The sequence below is a fragment of the Neoluteolibacter marinus genome (genome assembly GCF_014904755.1).
GTDB lineage: Bacteria > Verrucomicrobiota > Verrucomicrobiia > Verrucomicrobiales > Akkermansiaceae > Haloferula > Haloferula marina.
In genome coordinates this window covers 15,790-42,196 of the sequence record NZ_JACZFQ010000114.1, presented here as the reverse complement: position 1 = coordinate 42,196, position 26,407 = coordinate 15,790, and the positions used below count along the sequence as shown (strand labels likewise).

The window sequence follows — 26,407 nt, the reverse complement described above, 5'->3', positions numbered from 1 at the left end:
CGGCCTTCCGGGAAATTCCGCGTATCGCCGCGAGTGATGCGGCGGCAACCACACCAACTCCCGACACCATGTCCAAACTCATCTTCGCCGCACTCGCGATCAGCGCCGCCGCCGAGAACGCGGAAGCCGAGGCCGTCAAGGCCATCGAGAAGCTCAAGTCCGACAACGAAACCGTCACCGCCCGGGCCGCCGAGCTGGAGCGCGTAAACGGCGAGCTGAAACAGCAGGTCGATGCCGCCGCGGCCGAGGCGAAGAAGACCCGCAAGGAGCGCGCGGAAACGCTGGTCAAGGCGGCGGTGGCCGACGGCCGGATCGCGCCGAAGGACGAGGAGCGCCAGACCAAGTTCCGCGACAAGATCGAAGCCGGCGACAGCTTCGCCGAGGAAATCCTGGCTGGCCTGCCGAAGCTCCACGAAGGCCTCGACAAGCCGGTGATCCTCGCCGGCCAGGGCGACCGCGGCACGCAGGGCGGTCACGGCATCGAGACCAAGGCCCGCGAGCTGGTCACCGCAAAGCAGGCGGAAAGCTTCGACCAGGCGCTCGAGCTCATCGCCGCCTCCGATCCCGCGCTCTACAGCGACTACCTCAAGTCGCTCGGCACCGCCGGCTGATCCTTCCCCGCCGAATCCCGAACCGACACGATCATGCAGACATTCACCGATTCTCCGTACCACGCCTTCGCCGAGGAAGCGACCGACGCGCTGCTCGACAAGGAACACCACCTCGTCGCGCTGGGCGCCGCCGAGGGCACCGTCAAGCTGGCCACCTCGATCGACGATGCCATCGGGGTGCTCTTCCAGAAGCAGCAGGGTAATCCCCACGTCAACGTCCGGCTGCTCGGCAAGGGCGGCACCGTCAAGGTCGTCGCCGGCGGCGTCATCGCCAAGGGCGCCCGGGTCACCTGGGGAGCCGGTGCCAAGGTGGTCACGCTGAGCGCCGCGGCCGGCACCTACCGCACGGTCGGGATGAAGCTGACGCAGGGCAACTCCGCCGCCAACGACGTCATCGAGCTGCTCGATGTGGTCGAAACCCGCATCGTCACCTGATCCGCCCGAACCTCATCACCTCATCTGATTATCCATCATGAAGACACCCCTTCTCAATCCGCTCCTGACCGGCATCGCGACCCGCTACATGGCCTCGCTGCCGCTGGCCGGCCGCCGCATCGCGCCGGTGCTCAATACCCAGCTCCACGCCGCGGCCTACTACGTGTTCGACACCTCGAACTTCACCGACATCCCGACCGACATCCGCCGCGCGCCTTCGACCGGGTTCAAGCGGGTGAAGTCGCGGCTCAGCGACGACACCTTCCTCGCGAAGGACTACGGCATCGAGGAGCCCATCGACAAGATGGAGCTGGCGATGTACGCGAGCATCTTCGCCGCCGACCGCTCGGCCATGGAGCGGGCCATCCGGATCGTTGCGATCAACCACGAGATCCGCGTGCGCAATCTTGCCCGTGGGGTGACCCAGACCGCCAGCCCGGGCGTGAAGTGGAACGCCGCGGCCAACACGACCATCGTCCAGGACCTCCAGGCGGCCAAGGACGTCATCCGCGCGCAGATCGGCGTGGTGCCGAACCTGCTGACGCTGCCCTACGACGTCTACACCGCGCTGACCCACGCGCCGGAGCTCAAGGGCTACTACACCAACACCGACGGCATCCTGACCAAGCAGATGCTCGAGAACGTGCTGCAGGTGGAGATCGTGGTGTCCGGTGACCTGATCAACACCGCCGCCGAGGGGCAGGCCGCCGACCTCGGGGGCATCTGGGACGACGAGGCCTTCCTGTCCTATTCGCAGGAGACCGCCGACCTCAAGGCGCTCAACTTCGCGCGGACCTTCAACTGGACCGCGGCCGGCGGCTCGGGTCCATCCGGGGTGTCGACGTTCACCTACGACCAGGACGAGATCGATTCGCGCGTGGTCCGCGCCCGGCAGTACACCGACGAGAAGGTCGTGGCGGCCGGTGCCGGCTACTACTTCTCCAACGTCCTGAACTGATCCCGAACGTCCCCACCGAAACCGACGCAATGAAGAGCTACAAAGTCACCGACCCGAAAGGGATCACCGTCAACGGCAAGCATCACGCCAAGGGCGAGACCGTCCGCCTGGGCCGCAGCGCCGCGACCAACGCGTTCCTCCACTTCAAGCAGGTGAAGGAACTGGTCGACAAGCCGCCGGCCGCGGAGCCGAAGACCACCGAGCCCAAAGCCGAGGGATCCGGGAGGGAGCCCAAGGCGGGGGACGTCCCCGAGGCGAAGCCCGCCGCCAAGTGAGGCGGGGAGCAGGATCCTGAAACGAAGAGGCCCGTCCGTGATTCGCGGACGGGCCTTTGGTTTGGCGGGAAGAGGGGGAGTGTCGGTCAAGAAGACCTCGGAGGAGAGTCGCCATCGTCGGCTTGTTCGGCTTCTTTGCGGCCGGTGAAAATCGTCCATGCCAAATAAGAAAGCCTCTGCAGATCCTCCTCTGGCAGGCCCTTGAGTCGATAAAGCAAGGCGTCAACTGGCAGGGTGCCTCGATGATCCGGAATTTTAGGATCAGCTCCTAGCTGAAGCAGAAATCCGACGAGTCCTAGATCGCAGGAAGCGGCAGCCGCGAAGAGTGGTGTCTCGTGGTAGTCCCCCTGAGAGTCAATATCGATGCCTGCATCAAGCAGGAGCCTAATCGCAGTGAAGTTGCGTGCTCCTACTGCGACGTGAAGGAGGGTATCACCGTTGCCAGCCCGAGCGTGTAGATTCACGCATCCTTTCTCGCTGCGGCACGGGATCATGTAGCCTTCCTCAGCCTGATCTAGAAGCTCATCGATTTCAGGAGCAACTTCCATCAAATGGGATTTCTTGCCGAACGTCAAAGGCATGGCGCGACGCCCGAACAATGGCGGCGCTCCGTGCCAGATTGGAGGGATCGAATCATCAAAGCGGAAACGTAACAAGGCCGCGGTTAGGCGTCGCCATCGCCGCCTTGTTGGGCTTGTTGATTTGCGAGCTCTCGCCAATCCCGCGAGGCTTGAAACCCTAGTGGCTCGATGAATGCTCGGAAGACGTCCTGAAATGGCTCCGGGGCGGTGCCCGAACCTTCCTCCCACTCGGTATCGCGACATCTGAAGCACACTCTGACGAAACTCTTGTCACCAGTATCCCGGGTGATCTCGATGGTGTGATGAGGCTCGAAGGCGCAAAGTGAGAACATCTGCTTGGGGTCGGGCGGCATCTCGTCGAGCAACTCGATCAGCCGGTCCGCTTGGTCAACCGTCAGGGACACACGCAGATACTCGAACTGGGGGAAGCTGTCGGGGAGCCTACCCTCGTCATCCGTAAAATCGTAGATCCAAGGGTGCTCAACGATGGAGATGGCTTCTGCGGAGTGGAAGGAATCCAACAGGCTCTCCTTAAAGGACGCAGCATTCTCTCTCGCTTCCTTAAGCTCCTTGGGCTCTATGAATCGAATTAGCAAAGGTGCTACGATTGCGACGGCTGTTACTGAGAGCGCGACGATCTTCCACTTCATAGGTTCATGAACGGTTCTCGCTCCAAATTCTTTGGCCCAACAGTATTTATTAACCCGGTGAGCATATCGGCGAGATCCGATATGCCAACGGATGTTTCAGGTGAAGGTTGGCTTGCAAGGTGATGGGTGTCAATGAGATCGAACCGGGCGTCGGCGCTTCTGTGGCAATGAAACCTGTAAGCTCCTGAGGATCATCCGCAAAGGTGAGAGAACCTGTGATGCCTGCTTTCGAGTTCCAAAAGATCAATGGATCTCAAGGTGTTCCGGGTCGAACTGGGCGGGTTGAAGGCCGGGACCACTGAGCGGATTCGCCAAGCGGGGAGGGGGCGCGGTGTCATGGCGCCGTGCCCTGGATTCCCTTTACCGCCGATCACGTGAAGTCCCGGCTCGCCGTGCGCGAGCTGGAGACCTACGAGGCGACGGCCCTTTCGGAATACCCGGAGGGCGGGGGCGAGGCGGAAGTGCCCGGGGATGCGGTGGACCGCTTGCCGGAGATCGCGGCGCAGGTGCTGGCGCGCTTCCGCGGGATGATCCGGGCCAACCCTCGGGTGACCCAGCTGGGACCGACGGGGACCTTGCCGGACTTCTGCATCGAGTCTGCGGCGATCATCGCGCGGGTCGGGCTGGTCGGCCTGAATCCGGTGCCGGAGGGCATGACCGATCCGCGGCGGGATGAGTATCGCAACGCCGAAAAGTTCCTGGAGTCGCTGCGGGGCATGGAGGCCTCCGCCTTCCTCGATGACGAGACCCCGGCGGCCGGGGCGAACGTGGCGCCGGCCTTCGGCGGGAATCCCTTGCTCCGATTCTGATGACGAGGTTCCGCAGCATTTCCCAAGCGATCAAGGCGCGGCTCGAGGAGATCCCCGAGCTGGCGGGCAAGGTGGTCGTCTACCGGCGGAGCGACATCGAGAGCGAGTTCGGCAAGCGGATGGCGAAGACCCGCGGCAAGGCGGTGGTGGTGCGGCTGATGTCGTCGAAGAACGCCTCGCGCTCGAAGTCCTCCTTCTACACCGGCCGCTACTCGGTGGCGCTGTTCACCGTGCCGCTGCTGACGGCGAAGGACGTGAAGGATGCCGACGACCTGATGAGCGAGATGGAGGCCAAGCTGCACGGCTGGTGGCCGCCGGAAGTGAGCTCCAACACGGCGATGTGGCTGCACTGCGAGGGCACCACCTATCCCGACGACCCGACCTATGACGTGGCGGTCCTGTCCCTCACCGCCCCCGGAAACCTCAAGTGATCCCGACTATGCCGAAACAAGCCAACGACAGGACAAGCGCCGCACCCGTGGCGGACGAGCGCAGCGCCAAGATCAAGACCCTGGGCCAGGTGAAGGCCAAGGGCTTCACGCTGGGCCGCGGCCAGATCGTCGCCGGCGTGCCGCTGGCCCATGCCGAATACCTCGCCGGCAAGGGGCTGGCCGAAATCCTCGAGGTCCGCTGAAGCAATCACCCCGTGAACCATTGATCCCATGAAAGACCTGATCCTCGGAAACCACCTGCTCTTTGCCCGGGCCGGCGACGTCATCGACGGCGTGACCGTCGGCGCCGAAGCCCGCCCGGACACCGACCCGGCCGCCAACTTCACGAAGCTCCCGACCGTCGAGGATTGGGAGCCGAAGATCGACCGCAACATCATCAAGCGCCGCGCGCCCTCGCCCGGGAAATACCGCGACCGCAAGTCGATCGTGCTGAACCAGACGATGACCCACGCGTTCTCGCTGCAGGAGTGGACGGAGATGACCTTCGCCGAGCTGCTGCTGGGCGGGAACAAGCCGGTGGGCGGTGTCTTCGTTCCCGGCGAGCGCGAGGAACTGGTGACCGGCTGGTGGATCGTCCAGGGCTACGCTCAGAACAACCAGCAGATCGTGGCGCTCAACATCTACGGCGAGGCGACGATCGGCAGCTACAAGTTCGGCGAGCGGCTGGATCCCTACGCGCTGGTGATCACCGAGCTCTACAGCTCCATCAGCACCGGGCAGGTCCTCAACCTCGATTGATCCATGGCGGCGCCTGACATCATCGGACTGGCGGACATCAGCGGGCCGTGGCCGGCCATTGTGGTGAGCGGCCTGACGGGCGGCTCCGCGGCCCTGAACGGCACCTACCTTGTCGCCGGAGAGGTGCTCCAGGAAAAGCCGGTGTGGCGCAAGGCCGGGAGCGCCCATTTCATCTGGGGCGACTACGACGAGGCCCGGACCTGGCGAATCGACTTCGACGGTGCAACCGAAGGGGTCGCTGCGTCCAACTCGACCGAATGGCCGTGGACATCGACGTCGTGGGGCGACTACGTCGGGGCGCAAGTGCCGGTCTTCACCCGGGCGATGGCCCCACCCGTCTCGGTGGACGTCGACGGAGGTGCGGCCACGGTGCAGGCCACCGCGACCACCGCTCTGGCCGGGGCGAACAACGACCTCGTCTTCACCGCGGTGCCGGCCGGGCGTCTCGGGAACGCCGTCGCGATCTTCTACGTCGACGGCGACGATCCGAACGCGGCCCTCGATGTCAGCATTTACAAGTTCGGCAACGGCCAGGATGCGACCTGGCGCGTCGAGGTGGTGATGGCAACCGACGGCGCCGGCGTGGTGACCAGCACGGCCGCGCAGGTGAAGGCGGCGATCGAGGCCCACGCCGAGGCTTCCGAGCTGGTGACCGTGGCGCACGCCCCCGGCAACGATGGCAGCGGGACGATCCCGGACGACATCGAAGAAGGATGGACGCTCACCGGCGGGCTGGGTGGCCTGCCGTTCCCACCCGACAGCGTGACACTCTGAAATGCCGGGGAATGAACTGCTCGATTCGGCCGTGCGGGTCCTTTGGGATCCGGACGACGCGGCGCTTGTCCTCGTCGACTTCGGGGATCCGATGTGGGCGCCGGTGGCGATCGACGGCGAGCAGGTCGTCCAGACCGCCGGGTTCGTCCGCGGGTCGGGCGTGAAGAACTTCCCACGCGGAAACGAGAGCCATCAGCTGACCTTCGAGCTTGCGCGGATCACCGACGGCGTGGCCGACGCGCTCAAGCAGCGTCTGCTCGGCATGGCGAGCCTTCCCCGGACGATGAAGCCGGTGCTGATCGTCTTCGACGACGGGGTGCAGTGGCGGCTGTCGAATTGCGCGGTGCAGTCGTGGCCAGGCGGCCAGGAGGAGTTCATCGGCCGCGAGGGCGTGGTGATTCTCGGCGGGGCGCTGGCGGCGGATGTCGGCGTCTATGTCCCCGGGGCGACCTGGGGGGAGATCAATTTCACTTGGGAGGACCTCGGGTGAAAAAGCTGAAACGCTGAAAGCCTGAAACGCTGAAATGGGAACGACACTGGAAGGGAAGACACCGGGCGGGGCGGACGCGACGTTCAAGTGGTTGCTGCATGTCGGCAACGCCGCGCTGGGCACCGGGCGCCGGGTGGTGACCGGGGACGGCACCGACACGGCGCTCTATCTCGGGGCGGACAAGATCCGGATCTACAACGCCGGGGGAGTCGGGGTGACGCTGGAGCCGGGAAACGCGACCTTCCCGCGGACGGTCACGCTGCGCGATGCCGACGGTGAGATGGCATTCACCGAGGATCTAACGGCGCTGTGGAACGACGTCACCGATGCCCTCGATGACAAGGCCTCGCTCGCCGGGGCGACCTTCACCGGACAAGTGCAGCTCGCCGCCGGTCAGGCCGCCACCGATGCCAACAGCGCGATGAGCCGGGGATTGTCAGATGCGAGGTATGCGCATCGATCGGGAACGGTCTTCACGCCGGCAACGGTGGTGCGATTGGATCCCGACAACGGATGGTCCGCAAATGCCGCGGTCGGGGGCAGCACGGCCACCATCACGGGCAAAACCTTCTATCTGGTCGCCTCGGCCACCACGGGCAGCGAGGCGTACGCCAGGCTTGCCGGATTCCAGCCGTTCCTATTCTCGCCGCCCGGCGAGGCCGTGTTCGGCGCGGATTGCGCGTTCGACTTCTCCCGGAAGTTTTCGCTTTCCTTCAGGATCGTCCTTCATCCCACAAGCGGGATTCCGGACACCACCGCCGAGGGGTATATCCGCGTTGGGCACGCCCGGTCGCTCGCCACCTACGGCCCGCTCACCACCAAGGGAATCGGGATCAAGATCGCGAACCGCGAGGTTGTGGGAATGGTCCACGACGGGACCACGCTCAACGTGGGGAGCACCCCGCTCTACAGCCTCAATGAATCCACCTACCGGGTTCGCGTTGTGGAACTGATCCCGCTCGGGGACGGCAGCGTGCAATTTTGGATCGACGGCACCTTGATGGACACCCTGACGGGCGGGCCGACCGGCTTCACCGGCCAGGAGGGCACGGGCATTTCTGCCATGGTCAAGAACACCGGAACCCAAGGGTTCACCATGATCATCCCGAGCGGGGAGATGGTGTTCCAATACCTCGACTGAAGCCATGGCGGGCAAGAACGACATCGAGATCGGGGTCCGGACCACGGCGGACACGTCGGGGGCGAAGGCTGCGGAAGAGGCGCTGGAGAAGCTGGAAGACCAGGCGCACGAAACCGATGCCGCGATGGAGGATCTGGCGGCCTCGAGCGGGAGCACGTCGGGGAAGTTGGGACGTCCGGGCAGCAAGGGCGCGGCCGGGGCCCTGAAGGAAGTGACGGTCGAGGCACCGAAGGCGGCCGCGGCCACTGGCAATGCGGGCCGGGCGGTGCTGGAGGCGTCGCGCGCTTTCGAAGACATGCAGTACGGCATCGGCGGGGTGCTGAACAACATCCCGGGGCTGGTGCTGGCGCTGGGCGGAACCGCGGGCATCGCCGGGGCAGCGAGCCTTGCCGCGGTGGCGGTGTCGCTGATCGCCCCGAAGCTGTTGGAGTCGCTGGGCAGTTCCGGGGTCGACGAGGCGCTGGACGACCTGCAGGAGAAGCTCGACCAGGTGCGGCAGAAGGGCGTGGAAGCCGAGAGCGCCCGGTCGTCGCAATCGCTCGATGCATTCGCCGAGAGTTTGCAGCGGGAGGCCGACGGCTACCGCAGGATCAACGACGAGTTGCGGCAGAACATCGGATTGCTCCAGTCGCGGCGGCGGGCGCAGGCGGAGATCGAATCCGCGCAGGCGGCCTTGAATCTGGCGCGGATCGATGCCGACGGGTCGCTGTCGGAGGAGGAGAAGATCAAGCGCCGGGCCGAGGTGCAGGAGCGGCTGGAACAGCAGCGGTTCCAGCAGAGGTTGGCGGGGATCGGCGACCGGCTGGCAACCGCGGATGCCGGGGCGAGGACCGCCTACGAGGAGGCGAAGGCGAAGAGCAACGCGACCACGGAGGCAGGGCAGCTGCTGGACGACGCGCGAGCCGAGCGGGACCGGTTGCGGCCGGGGTTTCAGGCGAGCCGCCGTCTGCCGGGTGCCCGTGCGGCTTATGAGAAAGCACTCGCCGAAGTTCGCCAGCGGGAGGACGACGGGGAGTTCAAGGATGGTGAGAACCTCAGCGCCAGCGCGAAGAGGGCCGATGAACGCTTGAAGTCCGCGCGAGAGCGTCTGGAGGAATTGGAGGCGGTGAAGGTTTCCGAGGCTGAGTTGCGCCGTTACCTGGCGCTTGAGAAGACGATCATTGCCGAGCGGGAAGCGCTGGTGGCGGAGCGGCTCAAGGAGGAGGAAGCGGCACACAAGGCGGCGGGCAAGGCCGCGAAAGAGCGGGATCGGGTGGCCGCCGAAGTTTCCGCGGAAACCGAAGGGGCGGTGAATGCTTTCGAGCTGGGGAGGCAGACCCGGGGAGTCACGACCGGAGCGGCCGCGCAACGTGCGGCCGATGCCGCAGCGAAGCGCAAGGCCGACGAAGCCGCTCGGGAAGCGGCGCGTGTGGCCGCGGAGGCTTCGCAGCGCGAGCAGCTGGGCGCACAGGGCGAGGGAATCGCGGATCAGGCGGCGCGGGCGATCGCGTCGCGGTCGGAGCGGGCGGCGGCGCAGTTCGAGAAGCTGGGCAATGATCTGGCAGGGAACCCAACGGCGGAAGCGGCCGACCGGTTGGGGAGTGCGTTGGAGAAGGTAGCGGCGAACCTGGACGGCCGGGAGCAGAGGACGGCCCGCCAGTTCAGGGCGATGGCCGAGAGGATGGAGCGGCTGGAAGCGAAACTGAGGACATCGGGAGACGGGAAATGAGTGTTTTGTGGACCATTGGCGGGGTATCGCTGGAGAACCTCGGGTTGGAGTTCGTGGGCGGGACCTTCCGCACCGGGGCCGCGAGCGAAATGCGGTTGCGGCGAGTGTGTGACTTCGATGCCGTGCCGCTCTTTTCGTACGCCGACCCGGTGACGCTGGTTCGGAACGGGACGAAGTATTTCCAAGGCAAGGTGGCGAGCCGGCCTTCCTACGGTAGCGGATCCAACGAGGGGCAAGAGATCGTGATCCGGGACGCCTGGCAGGACTTGGAAGACACCGTTTACCTGGAGCCGTGGAGCGTGGGCGCTGGCACCTTCGACTTCCCGGTGGCGGTGCTGGGGGTCAACAAGCTGGGCGAGAGCATCAGTACGGGGACACAGGTCATTGACGCATTGGCCATGGCGATCGACGCCGGCGCCGACCTGCAGGCCGGCAGCATCCCGGCGGGGATCCCGCTGTGGCCGACCGAAGTGCGCAACGTGTCGGTCGCGGAGGTGATCCGGATTTCGACACGGCTGCACCCGGATTGGGTGCCGTGGATCGACCACAGCACGACGCCGCCGACGATCAACTTCACGCCGCGGGCCACCCTGGCGGCCGTTGCTCTGGATGTGTCCGGTGCCGGCGACGTCGAAAGCTTCAGCGTCACGCCGCGGGATGATCTGAAGCCGGATGCGGTGCGCATCACCTACACCAATGCGACGATCATCGACGGGGTGACCTACCGGGACGGTATTCTCGACAAGTGGCCGGAAGCCGGACCCGACAAAGGGCCGCGGGTGCTCTCGAGCGTCATCGAGCTGGCCGGCGGGCAAATGCAGTTTCAAAAGAGCCGGATCCAGACCCGCAACCTGCCGACCGACCAGGCGACGGCGAAGGCCTGGCTGAAGCTCAAGTTTCCGCACCTCCGCGACGTGCCGGACGGCGAGTTCAACGTGACGGAGTTCGAGAAGACCCTCGTCGAGGAAATCGAAGACCACCCGGACCCGATCAACCCGCGGGCGGTGCGGCTCGACGTGGATAACGTCGACGACCTTCCGCGCGAGCTGGTGCGCGGGTCGATTGAGGACTGGATGCGGAAGAAGGTCGGGCAAGTGCGGGTCAAGGTCGCCCTGGCCGTCGCCGGCGGTGCCAGCGCGGCCACCAAAGAAGCGATCGCGAAGGGCATGCCCCCGTTCACGGTCACGGGCACCGATGCGGTGACGAAGATTTACAAGGGCGTCACCCAATGGGTGGCCCCGGAAGCCGCGCCCACGGGCATTGCGCAGGCGGTCTATGAGTCGCTGGAGACCTATCAATACGAGGGCTCGGTGACGCTGGTGCTCGAGGACGTCACGGCCGCCCGCTACCACGGGACGGCGCTGAACCTGTTGGGCGGCATGGCCGCATGGGCGACGATGAAGGCCGGCGTGAATCAGGTGGATTTCGACATCGATAGCGGCTCGGTGACCCTCCGGTTCGGGCCGGCGGCCTACCTGCAGGCGGACGACTTCCTCGAGCTTCAGCGGCTTCTCCGCGGCCGCGCGCCTACCTGGATGAGTTCCGCGGAACGGACCAGCAATGAGCTGGGAGCCGAGAACGACCCGGGCAGCAAGGGCGACACCGTGGGCGGCTACGACATTCCGCAGACGGTTCTCGATCCAGCCATTGGCGGGGAGGCAGGGACGACGCCGTATCGGGTTTCCGTCCGGTATGACTCAGAGGCGGAGATGTGGATGGCCAGCGTCGAGCCGGGTTTCGTCGTCTGCCGCGACCCGTCCAGCTCTGCGGCCGACCCGTTGAAGTACTGGATGCCGGTCGACGGGGAGGACGTCGCCTTGAATGCCGAGACTCCGCCGGAGTTCGAGGTAACCGACGGGCAGGTGATCTACTGCCGGGTCAAGACCAACAACAAGGGCGTGATCGAGGAGGCCCCGGTGATCACCGTGGATGCCGCGGACAAGGAAAGCACGCATTTCCAGCGCGACCCGGATTCGGTCGATGGCGACTATTACTACCAGCTGTGTTCATTCAAGGAGCTCGAACTCCCCGAAGGCGCCGACCCCAGTGACGTTCCCGAACTGGTGGTCGACGAGGTTTTCCACGAAGGCGGGGCGATCGAGTTCGTGCCCAACCTGATCCGGATCAAAAGCATCGGGGGCAAGCGCGAGCTCGTCGCCCCCTACGATACCACGGTGCCGGAGCATCAGATCCGCTCGCTTGAGCAGCTGGACGGAGGGCAGGCGGTCATCGTCAAACCGCTGGAAGAAGGTGAGAGCGAAGGGGGAACGATCAAGTTCAAGGGTCTCCAGGTCTACCCTGAAGCAGAGTTTCCGGTTCGCTTCAGCGATGGCTCCGACGTGGCGAAGCTGCTCTTCGACGGTGTGGATTCGAACGGCTCCAAGAACGGGATCGCGTGGGCCTTCAAGAAGGGCATCTGCACGCAGTTCCAGAGCACCGGAGACGATGGGGGAGCCAACTTCAACCTCGCTCTGAAATCGTTCCAGATGGAACTCCAGCAGAACGGGGAAGCGTACGAGATCACGCTCGCCGATGGGTCGCCACTTCTGACGCTTTATGTCCGCGAGGGTCGGATTTATTCTACCTTGGAATCGATCCCGGATGAAGCGCCGGCGGCATCGAAAACCTACAACCTCTACATCCGGCCGCAGACCGGAGGGGCGAGTCTCCCGCCGTTCGAGGTGACCCTCTCTTGAGCCATGCCCGCCGACCATCGGAGATCTGGTAACTCGCGTCGTGACCGAGAGCGCACGGAGTAGTCCGATGCTCTAACAGCCCAGCACCGGAAATGACCACCGCCGTGACCACTACAGGTGGCGAAATGGGTCATTTGGAGCGTCTGAGAACGAGGAGATCTCCGTTAAATCCCTGAAATGACGGGCTTTGGCGAGCGTTGTCGTGCCGTCTCCTCAATCCTAAGTCAGGTGCGTCTACCAATTCCGCCACCCCGGCATGTTGAGATTGGGTGATTTGCGATGGGGCCCGGGCGTGCGACGACCCGGTGGGACCATCGTTAGCGTGTGCTGCCGCGATGTGCAAGGGGCGTCGTATCCGGGTGTCTGGACTCCGGTGGGCGCCCGGAACATCGAACAGACGGGCGGGGCATTTGTTGCCGCCGAGCCCGGTTCATTACGAAAAAAAATTGACCGAAGCCTATGATCAAGGATCCGCGGATTGCGTGGCTCAAACAGGATGTCGTCTGTTCACATCATTTCATCACGTGTGACGATGGTAATCTGTGACCACAATAGATGCAATTCGGCTTCGTGGTGCTCGCTTTCTGTCCGCAGTGTGGGCAATCAATCACCTCTGCTCCAATTTTTCCGTCGACCACTCCGTCCCGGGCGTCAATTTCCAGGATTTTGGCTCTCAAGTGATCATCGGTAAATCCAAGGTGATCGCGGAGAAGTTCCCACATCGCCTGGCAGGCGAGAGTCAGCTCCTCAAGTTCCTGCTTTGTATTGTCCTTCCGTGCGATCAGACCATCGATCTTGCTCGATGCGAGATCAGCCGCCGATCTTGCCTTTTCGATCTGAAATTGTTGGAGAACGTCCCATCCTAAACTCATGGCGGGCCCGATCTTGACCGGGGCCGGGTGGGGTGGGCAATTCCAACCTGGGACTCTTTGCCTCGAATGCAGAAGCCGAGGCTGCCTCTGTATTTCACCCAGGCGGCCACGTGCGATCAACCGGCTCCCTCTGTTGGAGAAAGAATCGCAAAAAGCCAGGGCTAGCGGTCGGATCCATTGCTGGTTCCATTTGTTTACGTTCCTCGGGCTCCACTGGATAAAACGGCTATCGGGGCCGACAGGCTTGGGGGGGCGACCTCCGTTCGCGGGTGCGCCTGCTACAAAGGGGGAAGCGTCGAGGTTGTCCGAAGCGCTGACGCCTGAGCGCCGGATTCGATGAGAATCCGGCGCATTGATAAACCTCAGGCCTTTGGTTCCGGCCCGGTCGGGATGGAAGCGGGCGGCCTTACTTCTTCTCGGGGCGTGGCAGCTCGTCGACGGTCCACGGCATGAACTTGCGCTTGTCGACCTCCGGACGAAGGGCCTTCACCTGATCGGCGGTGATCGGCTCTTCCTCGATGCCGCCGAAGGCGTGGCGGACGTAGCTGGCGACGGCGGCGAGTTCCTCGTCCGGTGCATGGCTGTGGCCGGGCATGGCGCTGTTGAAATCCTCGCCCTTGACCTTGATCGGGCCCATCAGGCCGCCGAGCATGATGCGGAGGAGGGTGTCGGTGTCATGCTTGACCCACTCGGAATCGAGCAAGGGCGGGAAGGTGGCGGGCACGCCCTTGCCATCGGCCTGGTGGCACTCGACGCAGGTCTTGAGGTAGTGGTCGCGGCCGGCGACGAGGTGGGCGGGGAGTTCCTTGGCGGCCGGGGCGTTGGCAGGGGCTTCACCGAGGATCTTCGAGAATCGCTCGCGGGTGGTCGGGGCGGCCTTCTCCAGAATGGCGGCGAGAGCCGGTCGGTTCGGGCTGGCGGCGACGCGGCGTGCGACTTCTTCCAGTTCTCCGGTGGCCCAGCCGTCGCTGAGGGTTTCTCCGGCGAGTGCGACGCCGAGGAGGGTGGAGCCTTGGCGGCGCATGGCGAGCTGGCTGGCCTGGCGCTCGGCCTCGTCCTGGTCGGGGTGCAGTTTCACCTTGTCCCAGAGGGCGGTGGCGAGGCCTTCGTTCGGTGGGGCGAGGGCGAAGGTGGTGAAGACCAGCAGTCGTTCGCGCGGGGTTGCGGCGGCGGCGAGCAGGGAGGGTAGCTGGGCCACCAGCGCGGGGTCGCCGGGATTGAGCGACTGCATTGCCTGGAGGCGGATGCCGGTGTTGCCGGCGGAGAGGGCGGCGACGATCGCTTGCTTGGCCGGGCTGTCGGCCGCGGTGGCCAGGCCGCCGAGGGTGCGCAGCGCGTGGTAGGCGCCGAGCGGGAGCTCACGGCCTTCCGGGGTGGCGGCCATGTTGACCAGTTCGGCAAGGCCGGGCACGACGTCGTCCTTGCCGCGCTCGACCAGCAGGCGCTGGGCGTGCAGGCGGACGTGCTGCGACGGTGAGTTGAGGGCGCGGACCAGGGCGACCGGATCCTTCTCGCTGAGGGCCGGGGCCTTGCGAAGCGGGGCATCGGCGGGGACGACCCGCCAGATGCGGCCGTGCTTCCGGTCGCGCAGCGGGGTGGTGTAGGCATTGCCCTTGCCGGGACCCTTCTGGCCGGTCTGGTAGGGGCTGTGCGGCTTGTCATAGCCGCGGGCCGGGTTCCAGAAACGGAACACGACGTTGTGCTGGATGATCGGGTTGTACCAATCGGCGATCCACACGGCACCATCGGGACCGGTGCGGGCGGCGACCGGGGCGGCCCAGGCGTCGGCGCTGGCGAAGAGATTGTCGCCGCGCATGTCGATGGACTTGAGCGAACCGCGGTCGGCGACCTTGCCGGTGTTGACGATGTGGCCGGTCGGCTCGCAGATGAAGGCGGCGTTGTCGGGGAGGATGCCCTTGAAGGACGAGTCGGTGTGGAAGAAGTGGCCGGCGGCGGCGGTGTATTTCTCGATCTGGTCGACCTGGGTGAGGTCGCGGGTGTTCATGTACATGAACGGCTGGTCATCGAGGCGTGGGGTCTTCGGTTGTTCGAGGCCGCTGTCCTTGTAGGCTTTTCCGGGGATGGAAACCATCCACGAGGGGTTGTTGTTGGCGGTGGAGCCGAAGATGGAGAGGTCTTCAGAAAAGCCGAGTCCCCAGGTGTTATTGGTGGTGGACTGGAGGAACTCCAGCTCGGAGAGGTCCGGGCGGAAGCGAAAGACGGCCTGGCTGAACTTGTGCTCGCCATCGGCCAGCTTCATTTCGACGCCGCTGTAGCCGACGGTCGCGTAGAGCCAGTTGTCGGGGCCGTACTGGAGCTGGGAGGTCGAGGCGTGGGTGTCCCAGATGTTCAGTCCGCTGGCGAGGACCTTGCGGGTGTCGGCCCGGCCGTCGCCATTGTCATCGCGGAGGAAGACGAACTCGGGGCCGTCGGTGGCGACCACGCCGCCGCGGACGAAGACGGTGCCGGTGCAGTGGCGCAGGCCCTTGGCGAAGACGGTGACCTTGTCGGCCTTGCCGTCGCCGTTGGTGTCCTCGAGGATCTTGATGTTGTCGTCGCCCTTGCCGGGTTCGGCGGGGACGTCATTGGGGTAGCCGAAGCTTTCGACGACCCAGCAGCGGCCGCGCTCGTCCCAGTCGATGGCGATCGGGTTGACGACCATCGGCTCGCTGGCGAAGAGCTCGAGGCGGGTGCCGGCGGGGACCTGGGTGTGCAGGGCGCTGTCGGCGGGGGAAAGCGGCAGCTGCAGCTCCATCATCGGGATGTCCGGGTGGGCGCGGTCACGGACGCGGGGTTCCTTGACGACCAGTTCCGGCAGGCGCAGGGCGGCGAAGGCCTTGGCTTTCGCCTCGCCGACGCTCCAAGTGATGGCGCGGGCGACGAGCACTTGGTAGGCGGTCTCGTTCCAGACCCGCAGGTCGTGGCCGCTGGCGGTGTAGAAGACGCGGCCCTTGCCCTCGGTGCGGGTCCAGGTCCACGGCTCGGGATCCTTTTCATCGCCGTGGATCGGCGGGCGGACCTGGAGGAGGTGGCGGTCGCCGGTGAGATCCTGGTGGACGTAGGTCTCGTCCCACGCCTTCAGCTCCGGCAGACCGCGGGTGATCGGGTGCTCCTTGTCGATGCTTTGAGGGCTGAACTCATGGCCTTCGTGGCTCTTGAACTTGCCGCCGACCAGCGCGAACCACTCAGGCGAGGGGTGGAAGCAGCCGCAGGCACTGTGGAGGGCGACCAGGCCGCCGCCGTCGCGGACCCAGGTAAGGATGTCGGCCGGCACCTTGTCCTGTTCGTGGTTGGCGTAGACGATCAGCGAGTCGTAGCGGTCGAGGCGCTCGCGGGTGACCTGGGAGAGGTCCTCGATGAACGTCAGGTTGTAGCCGCGGGTGCCGAGGGCCTGCTTGAGGACACGGTAGCGCTCGACCGGGTTGTGGCCGCGGTCATCGCCGAGGAACAGGACTTCCAGGCGGCGGGGCTTGAGGTCCTGGGCGATGGCGGTCGCAAGCAGGAGCGGTAGGATCAGGAGACGACGGAGCATGAGGCGGACGGTTGAGGAAATCGTGGAGCGTGGATCGGGCGGGGCCAATACTGAATGGGGGCCGCAAAGTTTTCACGGGTTTCTCATATGTGAAACGCATTTTATTCGTCGGCTTGCAGCCGGACGCGGCTTCGACTAGGACTGCGCCTCCCGACCCGAACCCATGAAACGACTCCTTGCCAGCGCGTTGTTGATCCTGTGCCCGATGATCCTGGATGCCGCCCCGTTGCGGGTGTTCATCCGCGGCGGGGAAAAGACCCACGGTCCGAATGCCCACGAGCACGAGCGCTTCCTCAACGACTGGAAGGTGATCCTGGCGGAGCGGGGGATCCAGAGCGACGGCGCCAAGGACTGGCCCACCGCCGCCCAGCTGGAACAGACCGACGTGCTGGTCATGTATGCGCAGGAAGGCGCGAACGCGACGGAGGAGCAGAAGGCGAACCTGGCGAAGTTCACCCGGCGCGGCGGCGGGATCGTGGTGATCCACACCGCGGTGGTGGGCCAGGACACCGCCTGGTGGAAATCCGTGGTCGGCGGTGCCTGGATCCACGGCACGACCAAATGGCGCGAGGGCCCGATGGCGCTGCACTACGTCGACGAAGCGTCCAAGCGCCATCCGATCACCGCCGGCGCGGCCGATTTCAAGATGGACGACGAGATCTACTACGACCTCGACGTTTCCCCCGAGGTGCGGGTGCTGGCGACCAGCGACACCGGCGATGGCACGCCGAAGGTGCAGGGGCAGATGTGGACCTACGAGAAGGACCAGTACCGCGCCTTCGTCACCATCCCCGGCCACCTCTACTCGACCTTCGAGCGGCCGAGCTACCGGGCGATCCTGCTCCGCGGCATCGCCTGGGCCGGGAAGCGTGACAACCTCGACGAGTTCTGCAAGCCGGAGGAGATCAAGGCGCTTGGCGAACCGGAACTGGGCATCCAGCCTTGAGGACAGCCGCCATGTCCCGACGCATCCTCATCGCCCCCGACAAGTTCAAGGGATCGCTCTCCGCCCCGGAAGCCGCCGCCGCCATCGCGGAGGGCATCCGGCGGCTCGATCCGACCGCGGAACTCGACTTGTGCCCGATCGCCGACGGCGGCGAGGGCTTCATGGAAAGCCTGGCCTCCGCCCTGGCCGGACGCTGGATCCATTGCCCGGCGGTGGATGCCCTCGGGCGGCCGGTCGACAGCAAGTACGTGCTGGCCGATACCGCCGAGGGACCGGTCGCAGTGATGGAAATGGCCGAGACCGCCGGCTTGTGGCGGCTGGCTGCCAGCGAGAGGGATCCGCTGGTCGCAACCACGCTCGGCGTGGGAATGCAGATGGCGCACGCGATCGCCGAGCACCAGGTGAGCCGCATCATCATGGGCATCGGCGGCAGTGCGACCAACGACGGCGGCTGCGGGATGGCGTCGGCCCTCGGGGTGATTTTCCCCGACGAGAGCGGGGTTTCCGTCGATCCGAATCCGTGGAACCTGCTCGGGGCGACCGCGGTCGATTTTTCCAACCGCATGACCTTGCCGAGGGTCACCGCCGCGTGCGACGTCGACAATCCCTTGCTCGGCGAGCGCGGGGCGACCGCGGTGTTTTCCGGTCAGAAGGGGGCGACGGCGGAATCGAAGGTGACGCTGGAAATGGCGCTGCGCAACCTGGTCGCGATCAGCGGCGGTGAGCAGGCCGCGGAGATTCCCGGGGCCGGGGCTGCCGGCGGTCTGGGCTTCGGCCTGCTGCATTTCGCCGGGGCCGAGCTGGTGTCGGGATTCGACCTGTTGGCCGATCTCCTGAAGCTCGAAGAGCGGGTCGTGAAGGCCGACCACGTGATCACCGGCGAGGGATCGATCGACCACCAGAGCCTGTCGGGCAAGGGCCCGGTCGCCCTGGCCAGGCTGGCCGCCCGGCACGGGATCCCGGTCACTGGCTTCTGCGGCATGACCGACGACGCGGCGCGCGGAAGCGGGATATTCGCGTCGCTCCACGCCCTCGCCGACACCGGCCTGCCGCTCGAGCAACTGATCGCGGAAGCCGGCCCCTTGCTGACCGCGATGGTCGAGCAGTCGAACTTTATCCAATCATGAAGACCCCGTTCATCACCGAAGCCGAAGCCATCAAGGAGGATTTCAAGGGCCGCACCAACTACTGGATGTGCCGGCCGGAAATCACCAATGCCAAGGACCTGCAGGTCTGCCGCGCGGTGCTACCCGCCGGCGAGTGTCACAATTTCCACCACCATCCGGAGCTCGAGGAAGTCATCTACGTTCTCGAGGGCGAGGTGGAGCAGTGGGTCGGCGAGGAGAAGCAGACCCTCAAGGTCGGCGAGGCCGCCCACATGGGGCCGGGTGTCGTTCATGCGACCTTCAACGACAGCGACAAGGATGCCGTCATCCTGGCCATCCTCTCGCCCGGCTCGCAGGTCGGACCGTTCATGGTCGATGTGAGCACGGAGGAACCGTGGGCCTCCCTGCGCGGCTAGCGGGCGGGTGAATAGGGTTTGGAATCTGCGCTTCCTGCTGCACCGCACACGGGTTCAGGAGTCCCCGGGGTGGGGGAGCGAATCACTCCCCGGGGGCCGATTGGTCGCAGTTGTTTCCTGTTAGGATCCGCAGGGCCTCGACGGAAGCTTCGTGCTCCGGGAAGTAGAGCGCGTTGTTCTCCGCGATTTCCAGAGCGCTTCGCAGAGATGCACCAGCTTCGGCGAGCAGTTGAATGACCTCGGGGCGATTCTGGATGGCAGCGTTCTCGATGATGGTCCGGTCATGCTCATCGGTCATTTCGAGATCAAAGCCCGAACCGATAAGCCTCCGTAGAGCTTCCAGATCGTTCTCCCAGAGAATGCGTTCGATCTCGGATTCGTCCTCCCTGAATGCGTCGTCAGACTCGAGTCCACGGATGAAATCCTCGAAGGTCGCTGCCACCTTGGTGATCCGATAATCATCTTCCTGATCGACGTGGACTACCTCGGGCTCTCCTTGCGGGCCACAGTTCCGGTAGTCAAGAGCGAGCATGTCATGTCCGGCGGAGGGACAATCAGCAAAATAGACGCCGACAGCGGGATAACCCCACTCCTCCTCCCAGAACCGAGAATTGAATGTCTCTCCGCACAAGGAGTAGAGCTTGCTGCTTCCGATTGAGTAGATCCCGGTGATTGCGATGTGGTCGTCGGACCACGAAGTCGGCTCGTTTGTGCGGTGATTCGTGTTCTTGGGGAAGCCGCCATTTTGCGTCTTGGCTAGTTGAATGTATGCAGCAGGCAATTTGTATCCGAGTCGCTTCTCCACGGCTTCGATTACCTCCGGGGTGGGCTCCTCTCCGACGTAGTTCTCCTTGGCGTATTGGGAGTCCTCCCAGAACGAGGCGAGATCGAAGCCATCGAATTCCTGTGACATAGGCGGTGTGTGGGGGGGGGCTTAGATTTTTGGTGTTCGCGGAGAGTATCTCGCCGTTTCGCGAGTTGTCGCCGGGTCGTTGTGATCGACTCAAGGGCGGAAGTCGAAACGGGTCAAGCGGTCCGGCGGGTGGCGGGAGTTCCGGTGGCGGAGGAAAAGGGGGCGGGGCGATTCCGTGGGGTTCCGGGAGAAAGGTTGGCGGACAAGGGAAGGAGGCCGGTTCCCCGGAAGCGGGGCCGGCGCGGGGAGGGACGCGGGTCGGGGGAAACGCGTTCTCACGAACGCGCCTACGGAAAAAGCTCACGGTTTGCCGGGGAAGGCCGGCTTGCCGCTGGCGGCGGCGCGGTGGGCTTCGGGGGTGTCGATCGGCACCCCGGGGTCGAGCTGGTCGGCGAGCTGGCGGTCGAGGGCGGCGGAGAGCCGTTCCTTGATGGCCTGGTAGTCCGGGTTGTCGGCCAGGTTCGTCATCTCGAAGCGGTCCTCCGCGGTGTGATGGAGATGCTCGGCAGGGCGGCGCATGAAGCGCTCGACCAGCCGCAAGGTGTCCGGGTTGTCGGTGGAGTGGAACAACCAGGTCGGCCAGTAGGCATTGTGCTCGGTGCGGCCGAGCAGGTGCTTTTCGATGTAGAGCCGGTCGGGGGTCAGGTTGCGGATGTAGCGCCAGTCGCCGTCGGTGATCGAGCGGATCGGGTACGGCGGGCCTTCCGGCCAATTATTATGCATGCCGTAGGCGAACTCCCGGTGGCGGTCGCTTTCCCCGCGCAGCACCTTGACGAAGCTGCTGCCGTCGAAGGTGTCCGTGGCCGGCTTGCCGCCGGCGATCTCGATGAAGGTCGGCACGACGTCGGCATACTGGACGAGGGCCTTGGTGCGGGTGCCGGGGGCGATGGCGCCGGGCCAGCGGGCGATCATCGAGGTGTGGAGACCGCTGTCCCAGTTGGTCCACTTGTTGCCGGGGAACTGGGCGCCTTGTTCGCTGGTGAAGAGGACCAGCGTGTCGTCCGCCCGCTTCACCTCATCGAGCAGGTCGAGGATCTCGCCGACCTGGGAGTCCATGTAGGTGATCTCCGCGAGGTAGGCGGAGAAGTCCTGCCGGGTCCGCGGGGTGTCGGCGAGGTAGGGCGGGAGTTTCAGCTTTTTCGGCGGGTAGGCCGAGCGGTCGCCCATGACCCACGGGGCGTGGGGCTCGGTCAGGGCGACGACCAGGCAGAACGGCCGGGCGGTATCGCGGGTGATGAATTCGCGCGCGCCGGCGAGGTCGTGCGGGCGGGTGGGATTGCGCACGCAATTGTCGTCGAATCCCGGGACCTTCTCGAAGGGATAGGCTTCGTGCGGACCGATGTGGGTTTTGCCGGTGAGACCGACGCGGTAGCCGAGGTCGCCGAGGAAGTGGGGCAGGCTGCGGGTGCCGGGGCGGGAGCTGCCGTGGTTCCACGCGCAGCCGTTGCGCAGGGGCAGGCGGCCGGAATAGAGCTCTGAGCGCGACGGCGAGCACATCGCCATGCCGACGTAGGCGCGCTCGAACACCAGGCCTTCCTTGGCGAGGCGGTCGATGTTCGGGGTGTGTGCGTTTTCACCGCCATGGACCGGCAGGTCGCTGTGGGTGCAGTCGTCGGCAATGATGACCAGGATATTGGGCGGGCTGGCGGCGGTCGCCGCCGCGAGGAAGGCGGAGGCGAGCAGGGTTTTGATCGGGAACATGGAATTGGCAGGGATAGGCAGTTGGCTCGGAACGGGCGGACGAGTCGATCTCGGATTGCGTCTCGCCGTCGTGCAAGCGCCCCGGGTGGAGCGCCGCGGCCCGCACGCTATGATATCCCGAGGGCACCCGATCGTTCCTGCTTTCGCATGAAAATTTCCGATTTGCGGACGCTGCACTCGGTTCCGGCGGGTTCGGCGGGGCGGTGACGTGGTTTTCGCGAACGTTTGGCGGGAAGGAGGCATTCACCCTCCCGGAGCCGTGCCCAACGGCTTCTTCCGCCGCGGGCAGCCGCGCGGTCCCCGAAAACCCATCCGAACCCACATGTTTTCCCATACCCCCACCCGCGTCCTGAGCGCGGCCATCGGCCTCGGCCTCGGCCTTTCCCTCTCGCCCGCCTTCGCGGAGATCATCGTTCGCTCGAACGGCAACACCGGCGGGGTCTCGGAGGTAGGGATCCTCGCCGAGCTCGATGGCTCGGGGAACGGCTTCAGTGCGACCGGCATTTGGGACGTCAGCGGATCGGTGACCGAGCCCGGAGCATTCAACGGCAGCGTGCGGCTGAAGTTCGACGCGATGAAGAACGTCAGCACCGACCCGGCGACCCTCGGCGACGAGCTGGTCGACGGCAATGTGGACCGCGACGCGAACGGCTACATCGGGGTCGAGGGCAATCCGAATGGCGGCGGCATCGGTGCGGATGTAACCAACAGGGAGGGCATCGCGATCCGCTTCGACGAGATCAACGGGGTGACGGCCGGGGTCGGCGTCCAGCTCACCCGCATCAATGTCCGCAACGTCGGCCGCAGCGGAACCGACCCGGTCGGGACGGAGTCGTTCACCGTCGTCAATCTCCTGACCCGCGAGTCGATGACCGTGGTGCCGACCGCCGGCAGCGAGGGGGACTTCGACGTGACGTCGCTCAACCTCGTGCGGACCAGTGGCGATCCCGGCCCCGTGGCGGCGATCTTCTCGGGAGATACCGGCGGCTTCCGGATCGACGGGGTGAACTTCACGGTGCAGCCGGGGGAGGGTGACTTGCCGCCGTTGATCGGTGCCTTCGTTGCGAACGACTCCAGCATCTCTGCCGGGGACGACCTGAGGCTGTCGTGGGACGTGCTCGGTGCGGACAGCATCACCATCTCACCCGCACCGGGCGAGGTGGGCGGCGGGACCAGCGGTTTCGCCATCGTGAATCCGGCGACCATCACGACTTACAGCCTCACCGCAACCAACGAGCACGGCAGCAGCACCAGTGAACTGACCGTCCGGGTCGATGGCAGTCCGGCGACGCCCGCAGGTCCGGTGGGCGAAGACGGCATCCGCTATGTCTCCGGCGAGGTGGTCATCCTCGATCCGCCGCCGGCGTCGGTCCGGGCCGGTGATTCCGAGCGCCACGCCGCGATCCAGCTGATCCCCGAGAAAGGCGGGGTCACCCTGGCTGCACCCGTCGAGGTCGATCACCTGGTCGGCGGCCCGGTGTCGTTGTCCGGCAACGCCGGAACCGCGGGAACGCTGCCGACCGGGGTCCCGCTGAACAGCTTCCTGCTGCATGCCGACCTGCCGGACGACGCGCCCCAAGTGATCCTGACGACCACCATCACCTTCGACGCCCCGATCGTCGGCCTGGCCTACCGGACCGAGACGGCACCGGCGTCCGGCTTCGCGAACCGGCTCGAGGAAACCGATGCCGCCTTCGGTCTGGACGGGATGTTGTTCGAAAGCGAATCGCTGTCGCCCGACTCGGCGCTGCGGCGGAGCGTGGACGGGGAAGTCGCGGATGAAATCTCGATCAGTCCCGACGGGATGACGCTCACCGCGACCTTCCGTCTGCTCGGTTCCTCACCGAAGGTGATCGACGACCTGCGGGTGATCACCCGGGCAACCCCGGTCGCCGCGCCGGCGGGTGCACCGAACATCGTCTTCTTCCTCGCCGATGACATGGGCATCGGCGACACCAGCGCCTATCAGGACTGGTCCGGGCTGGCGGACGGCGACCAGATCGTGACGCCGGCCATGGAGCGGCTCGCCGACCTCGGCATGCGCTTCACCGACGCCCATGCGCAGAACCGCTGCACGCCGACACGCTACGCCTTGATGACCGGTCGCTACGCCTGGCGGGCGGGGCTCTTGAACGGCGTGCTGATGGGAGCGGTGAAGCCGCCGATGATCGAGAAGGAGCGACCGACCTTGCCGGCTTTCCTGAAGGCCAAGGGCTACGCCACGGCAATGGTCGGCAAGTGGCACCTCGGGCTGGAGTACCGGCAGGACGACGGCTTGCCCGCCGCCGGCTGGGACCAGGCGGACTTCGGCGTGATGATGCGCGACACTCCGCTGGACCACGGCTTCGACTTCTTCCACGGGTTCTCTCGGTCGCACCTCACCTCCGGTCCCGATGGCCAGGACGGCAACGGGCCGGCGCAGGACATCGGGCCGGGATGGCTCGAGGGCCGGCGGGTTGCAGGTGTCACCGGGCGCGGCAAGCAGCTCGACGGCTCCTACGACTGGGACGGGATGGGCCAGGAGATGTTGGATCAGGCGAGGGGCTTCATGCAGTCGCACCTGGGGAACACTTCGGAGAGCCAGCGGCCGTTCTTCCTCTATTTCGCGTCGCACTCGAACCACCAGGTCTACACGCCCGACACGGCCATCGACGGCGTGCCGGTGGTGGGGGAGAGCCATTGGAAGGACGGCAGCCCGACCGGTGACGTCCGCCGCGACTTCGTCTACCTGAACGACGTTCTGTTAGGACGGCTGATGGACTACCTGGAAACCACGGACGATCCGCGGAACCCGGGCGCCAAACTGATCGACAACACCCTGCTGGTGTTCGGCAGCGACAACGGGTCCGAGATCAACGAGCAGCGCGCGGTCGGCAACCTGCGGGCCTTCAAGGCGCGGATCTACGAGGGCGGCCACCGGGTGCCGATGATGGCCTACTGGAAGAATGGCGGCATCGGCGACGGCACCGAAGGAAACGGCGGTATCACCCGCGACGACCTGGTCGCGATGCAGGACATCTTCCCGACCGTCGCGGAGTTGTTGGGCAGTCCGCTCGACGATCCCGCCGCGGCAGGCGACGCGGCGGTCGACGGCTTCCCGCGGGGCAAGGTCTTCAAGAACCAGCCCGCCGATCCCCGGCCGCCGATCCTGACCAACGAGCAGGCGGGCAACACCTGGCTGGCGCTGCAGTACCACGGGACCATCCCGCTGGATCCGCCGCTCACGGGCTACTGGAAGATCATCTTCGACAATCCCTTGCTCAACAATGCCAACGCCGGCACGGGCAACGCGATCCCGCTCGAACTCTACAACCTGGAAACCGACCGCCTCGAGGCCAACGACCTGATCGGCAACCCGGCCTACGCGGGCCTGATCGACTGGCTTTCGGCGTGGGCGGAGCGGATCGCCAATGGCGACCTCTCGCGCGAGGCCCCGCCGCTGCCCGAGTCTTCGCTGTTCCGGGACAACGGCGGATTGAGGATGGATATCCCCGCCCGTCCCTTCTTTTTCTACGAGGTCTGGGGTTCGGAGAACCTGGACGACTGGTCCCGCGTCGCGACGCTCCAGTCGCCTGCGGCGGCCACCCTCGACTACCCGCTGCCGATCGACCGCCCGCGCCGGTTCTTCCAGGTGAGGGTGCGGCAGTGATGGCGCTGCCCGTCCCGGAGTGACGCAAAAAGTGCAAACGTTTCGCCCGTGATGAAAATGCCACTTTGGAACCGCCCCGAACGTTCCCCGCGATCCCGCGGAAAAACCCCAGCTTGATCCATGAAACCCTCCACGATCGTCTCCCTGTTCGCCCTCGCCGGGCTTGCCGCCACGCCCGCCGCCCGCGGTGCCGTGATCATCGAATCCACCAACAACAGCGACGGCCAGAGCGAGATCGCGCTCAACGTCAGCGTCGACGGCGCCGGCGCGGTGACCACCGGCAGCCCGTGGTTCGGCCTGAGCGGAAGCGTCTCCCAGGCGGGTGCCTTCGGCGGCACGATCGGCGTGACCTTCGATGCCGCGAAGAACATGAGCACTTCCGGCCCGACAATCGGCGATGAACTGGCTGACGGCACCTTCGATCGTGATGACGCCGGATTCATGGGGGTGGTGGGCAACCCGAACGCCGGCGGAATCGGCGCGGACGCCACCAATCACGAGGGCATCACCATCTTCCTCGACGAACTCACCGACATCGATCCGTCGGTCGGGGTCCGGATCATCGGCATCAACGTCCAGAACGTGGGACGAACCATCAATGCCACGACTGATCCCGTCGACGAATCCTTCACCGTCGTCAATCTCTTGACCCGCCAGTCCCTTACCTTCGTTCCGGTGGCGCAGGGTCTCAGTGCCGGGACCTTCGATGTCTCGTCGCTCAACATGTTCCGGGTCGGCGGTGACGCCGGGGCGGTGACCGCGATCTTTTCCGGCGATGTCGGCGGCTTCCGGATCGACGGCATCACGATCGAGACCTTCGCGGTCCCGGAGCCGTCGGTTGCGCTGTTAGGCGCGATCGGACTGTTCGGACTGGTCCGTCGCCGGCGCTGATCCTCGAGACCTATCCGGAATCCCACCTCGACGGTTGCGGCGACCGGTAGCGGCCGATAGCAT

24 protein-coding genes are annotated in these 26,407 nt (G+C 65.5%); 18 read left to right on the top strand and 6 right to left on the bottom strand.

Annotation, left to right across the window (positions count from 1 at the left end; genetic code table 11):
- Positions 1-68 precede the first annotated feature (68 nt).
- From IG178_RS22320 to IG178_RS22305, 4 genes are read left to right on the top strand one after another with little or no spacing between them, the layout of a single operon-like run.
- Complete coding sequence (locus IG178_RS22320) at positions 69-611, top strand: hypothetical protein (RefSeq protein WP_193214809.1); 543 nt, start codon at positions 69-71, stop codon at positions 609-611.
- A 33-nt stretch (positions 612-644) separates the two neighbouring features.
- Complete coding sequence (locus IG178_RS22315; RefSeq protein ID WP_193214808.1) at positions 645-1,046, top strand: DUF2190 family protein; 402 nt, start codon at positions 645-647, stop codon at positions 1,044-1,046.
- Positions 1,047-1,083: 37 nt separating this feature from the next.
- Positions 1,084-2,004, top strand: coding sequence for a hypothetical protein (locus tag IG178_RS22310; RefSeq protein ID WP_193214807.1), 921 nt, complete (start codon positions 1,084-1,086; stop codon positions 2,002-2,004).
- Positions 2,005-2,033: 29 nt separating this feature from the next.
- The gene (locus IG178_RS22305; RefSeq protein WP_193214806.1) at positions 2,034-2,279 is read left to right on the top strand and encodes a hypothetical protein; all 246 of its coding nucleotides are present in this window, start codon (positions 2,034-2,036) and stop codon (positions 2,277-2,279) included.
- A gap of 86 nt (positions 2,280-2,365) precedes the next feature.
- Here the strand turns inward: IG178_RS22305 and IG178_RS22300 are convergent, their stop codons facing one another.
- Entirely contained in the window at positions 2,366-2,860 is a 495-nt protein-coding gene (locus tag IG178_RS22300) for an ankyrin repeat domain-containing protein (RefSeq protein WP_193214805.1), read from the bottom strand.
- 83 nt (positions 2,861-2,943) lie between these two features.
- Positions 2,944-3,510: a hypothetical protein gene (locus IG178_RS22295; protein ID WP_193214804.1), complete on the bottom strand. Its 567-nt coding sequence runs from the start codon at positions 3,508-3,510 to the stop codon at positions 2,944-2,946.
- A 374-nt stretch (positions 3,511-3,884) separates the two neighbouring features.
- Here IG178_RS22295 and IG178_RS22290 point away from each other — a divergent pair, with 374 nt between their 5' ends.
- Genes IG178_RS22290 through IG178_RS22250 form a run of 9 tightly spaced genes read left to right on the top strand, consistent with a single transcriptional unit; the run spans position 3,885 to position 12,318 of the window.
- Positions 3,885-4,319 (top strand): hypothetical protein, encoded by a 435-nt coding sequence (locus tag IG178_RS22290; protein WP_193214803.1) that lies wholly within the window; start codon positions 3,885-3,887, stop codon positions 4,317-4,319.
- Complete coding sequence (locus IG178_RS22285; protein ID WP_193214802.1) at positions 4,319-4,750, top strand: hypothetical protein; 432 nt, start codon at positions 4,319-4,321, stop codon at positions 4,748-4,750. Before IG178_RS22290 ends, IG178_RS22285 begins: the two co-directional genes overlap by 1 nt.
- A gap of 8 nt (positions 4,751-4,758) precedes the next feature.
- Positions 4,759-4,953, top strand: a complete 195-nt coding sequence (locus IG178_RS22280) for a hypothetical protein (RefSeq protein ID WP_193214801.1) — start codon at positions 4,759-4,761, stop codon at positions 4,951-4,953.
- Between the two features lie 28 nt (positions 4,954-4,981).
- A complete protein-coding gene (locus IG178_RS22275; RefSeq protein WP_193214800.1) occupies positions 4,982-5,509 on the top strand; it encodes a hypothetical protein in 528 nt (175 codons plus the stop codon).
- 3 nt (positions 5,510-5,512) lie between these two features.
- Positions 5,513-6,283: a hypothetical protein gene (locus tag IG178_RS22270; RefSeq protein ID WP_193214799.1), complete on the top strand. Its 771-nt coding sequence runs from the start codon at positions 5,513-5,515 to the stop codon at positions 6,281-6,283.
- A gap of 31 nt (positions 6,284-6,314) precedes the next feature.
- Positions 6,315-6,773: a hypothetical protein gene (locus IG178_RS22265; RefSeq protein ID WP_193214798.1), complete on the top strand. Its 459-nt coding sequence runs from the start codon at positions 6,315-6,317 to the stop codon at positions 6,771-6,773.
- A 34-nt stretch (positions 6,774-6,807) separates the two neighbouring features.
- Complete coding sequence (locus tag IG178_RS22260; protein ID WP_193214797.1) at positions 6,808-7,914, top strand: hypothetical protein; 1,107 nt, start codon at positions 6,808-6,810, stop codon at positions 7,912-7,914.
- Positions 7,915-7,918: 4 nt separating this feature from the next.
- Positions 7,919-9,622, top strand: a complete 1,704-nt coding sequence (locus tag IG178_RS22255) for a coiled-coil domain-containing protein (protein ID WP_193214796.1) — start codon at positions 7,919-7,921, stop codon at positions 9,620-9,622.
- Complete coding sequence (locus IG178_RS22250) at positions 9,619-12,318, top strand: hypothetical protein (RefSeq protein ID WP_193214795.1); 2,700 nt, start codon at positions 9,619-9,621, stop codon at positions 12,316-12,318. Before IG178_RS22255 ends, IG178_RS22250 begins: the two co-directional genes overlap by 4 nt.
- A 512-nt stretch (positions 12,319-12,830) precedes the next feature.
- Here the strand turns inward: IG178_RS22250 and IG178_RS22245 are convergent.
- Together IG178_RS22245 and IG178_RS22240 are read right to left on the bottom strand one after the other, a co-directional pair.
- Entirely contained in the window at positions 12,831-13,190 is a 360-nt protein-coding gene (locus tag IG178_RS22245) for a zinc ribbon domain-containing protein (RefSeq protein ID WP_193214794.1), read from the bottom strand.
- Between the two features lie 406 nt (positions 13,191-13,596).
- Complete coding sequence (locus IG178_RS22240) at positions 13,597-16,722, bottom strand: PVC-type heme-binding CxxCH protein (RefSeq protein ID WP_193214793.1); 3,126 nt, start codon at positions 16,720-16,722, stop codon at positions 13,597-13,599.
- A 163-nt stretch (positions 16,723-16,885) separates the two neighbouring features.
- Between IG178_RS22240 and IG178_RS22235 the strand changes: the two genes are divergently transcribed.
- From IG178_RS22235 to IG178_RS22225, 3 genes are read left to right on the top strand one after another with little or no spacing between them, the layout of a single operon-like run.
- Positions 16,886-17,668, top strand: a complete 783-nt coding sequence (locus IG178_RS22235; RefSeq protein ID WP_193214792.1) for a ThuA domain-containing protein — start codon at positions 16,886-16,888, stop codon at positions 17,666-17,668.
- Positions 17,669-17,679: 11 nt separating this feature from the next.
- On the top strand, positions 17,680-18,795 hold the full coding sequence (locus IG178_RS22230; protein WP_193214791.1) for a glycerate kinase: 1,116 nt from the start codon (positions 17,680-17,682) through the stop codon (positions 18,793-18,795).
- Positions 18,792-19,190: a cupin domain-containing protein gene (locus tag IG178_RS22225; protein ID WP_193214790.1), complete on the top strand. Its 399-nt coding sequence runs from the start codon at positions 18,792-18,794 to the stop codon at positions 19,188-19,190. The genes IG178_RS22230 and IG178_RS22225 overlap by 4 nt, the downstream gene beginning before the upstream one ends.
- A gap of 82 nt (positions 19,191-19,272) precedes the next feature.
- Here the strand turns inward: IG178_RS22225 and IG178_RS22220 are convergent, their stop codons facing one another.
- Both IG178_RS22220 and IG178_RS22215 read right to left on the bottom strand, forming a co-directional pair.
- Entirely contained in the window at positions 19,273-20,103 is an 831-nt protein-coding gene (locus tag IG178_RS22220) for an SMI1/KNR4 family protein (protein ID WP_193214789.1), read from the bottom strand.
- 300 nt (positions 20,104-20,403) lie between these two features.
- Positions 20,404-21,804, bottom strand: a complete 1,401-nt coding sequence (locus tag IG178_RS22215) for a sulfatase family protein (protein WP_193214788.1) — start codon at positions 21,802-21,804, stop codon at positions 20,404-20,406.
- A gap of 322 nt (positions 21,805-22,126) precedes the next feature.
- Between IG178_RS22215 and IG178_RS22210 the strand changes: the two genes are divergently transcribed.
- Both IG178_RS22210 and IG178_RS22205 read left to right on the top strand, forming a co-directional pair.
- Positions 22,127-25,453 (top strand): sulfatase-like hydrolase/transferase, encoded by a 3,327-nt coding sequence (locus tag IG178_RS22210; RefSeq protein WP_193214787.1) that lies wholly within the window; start codon positions 22,127-22,129, stop codon positions 25,451-25,453.
- Positions 25,454-25,573: 120 nt separating this feature from the next.
- On the top strand, positions 25,574-26,344 hold the full coding sequence (locus IG178_RS22205; protein WP_193214786.1) for a PEP-CTERM sorting domain-containing protein: 771 nt from the start codon (positions 25,574-25,576) through the stop codon (positions 26,342-26,344).
- The last annotated feature ends 63 nt before the right edge of the window (positions 26,345-26,407 follow it).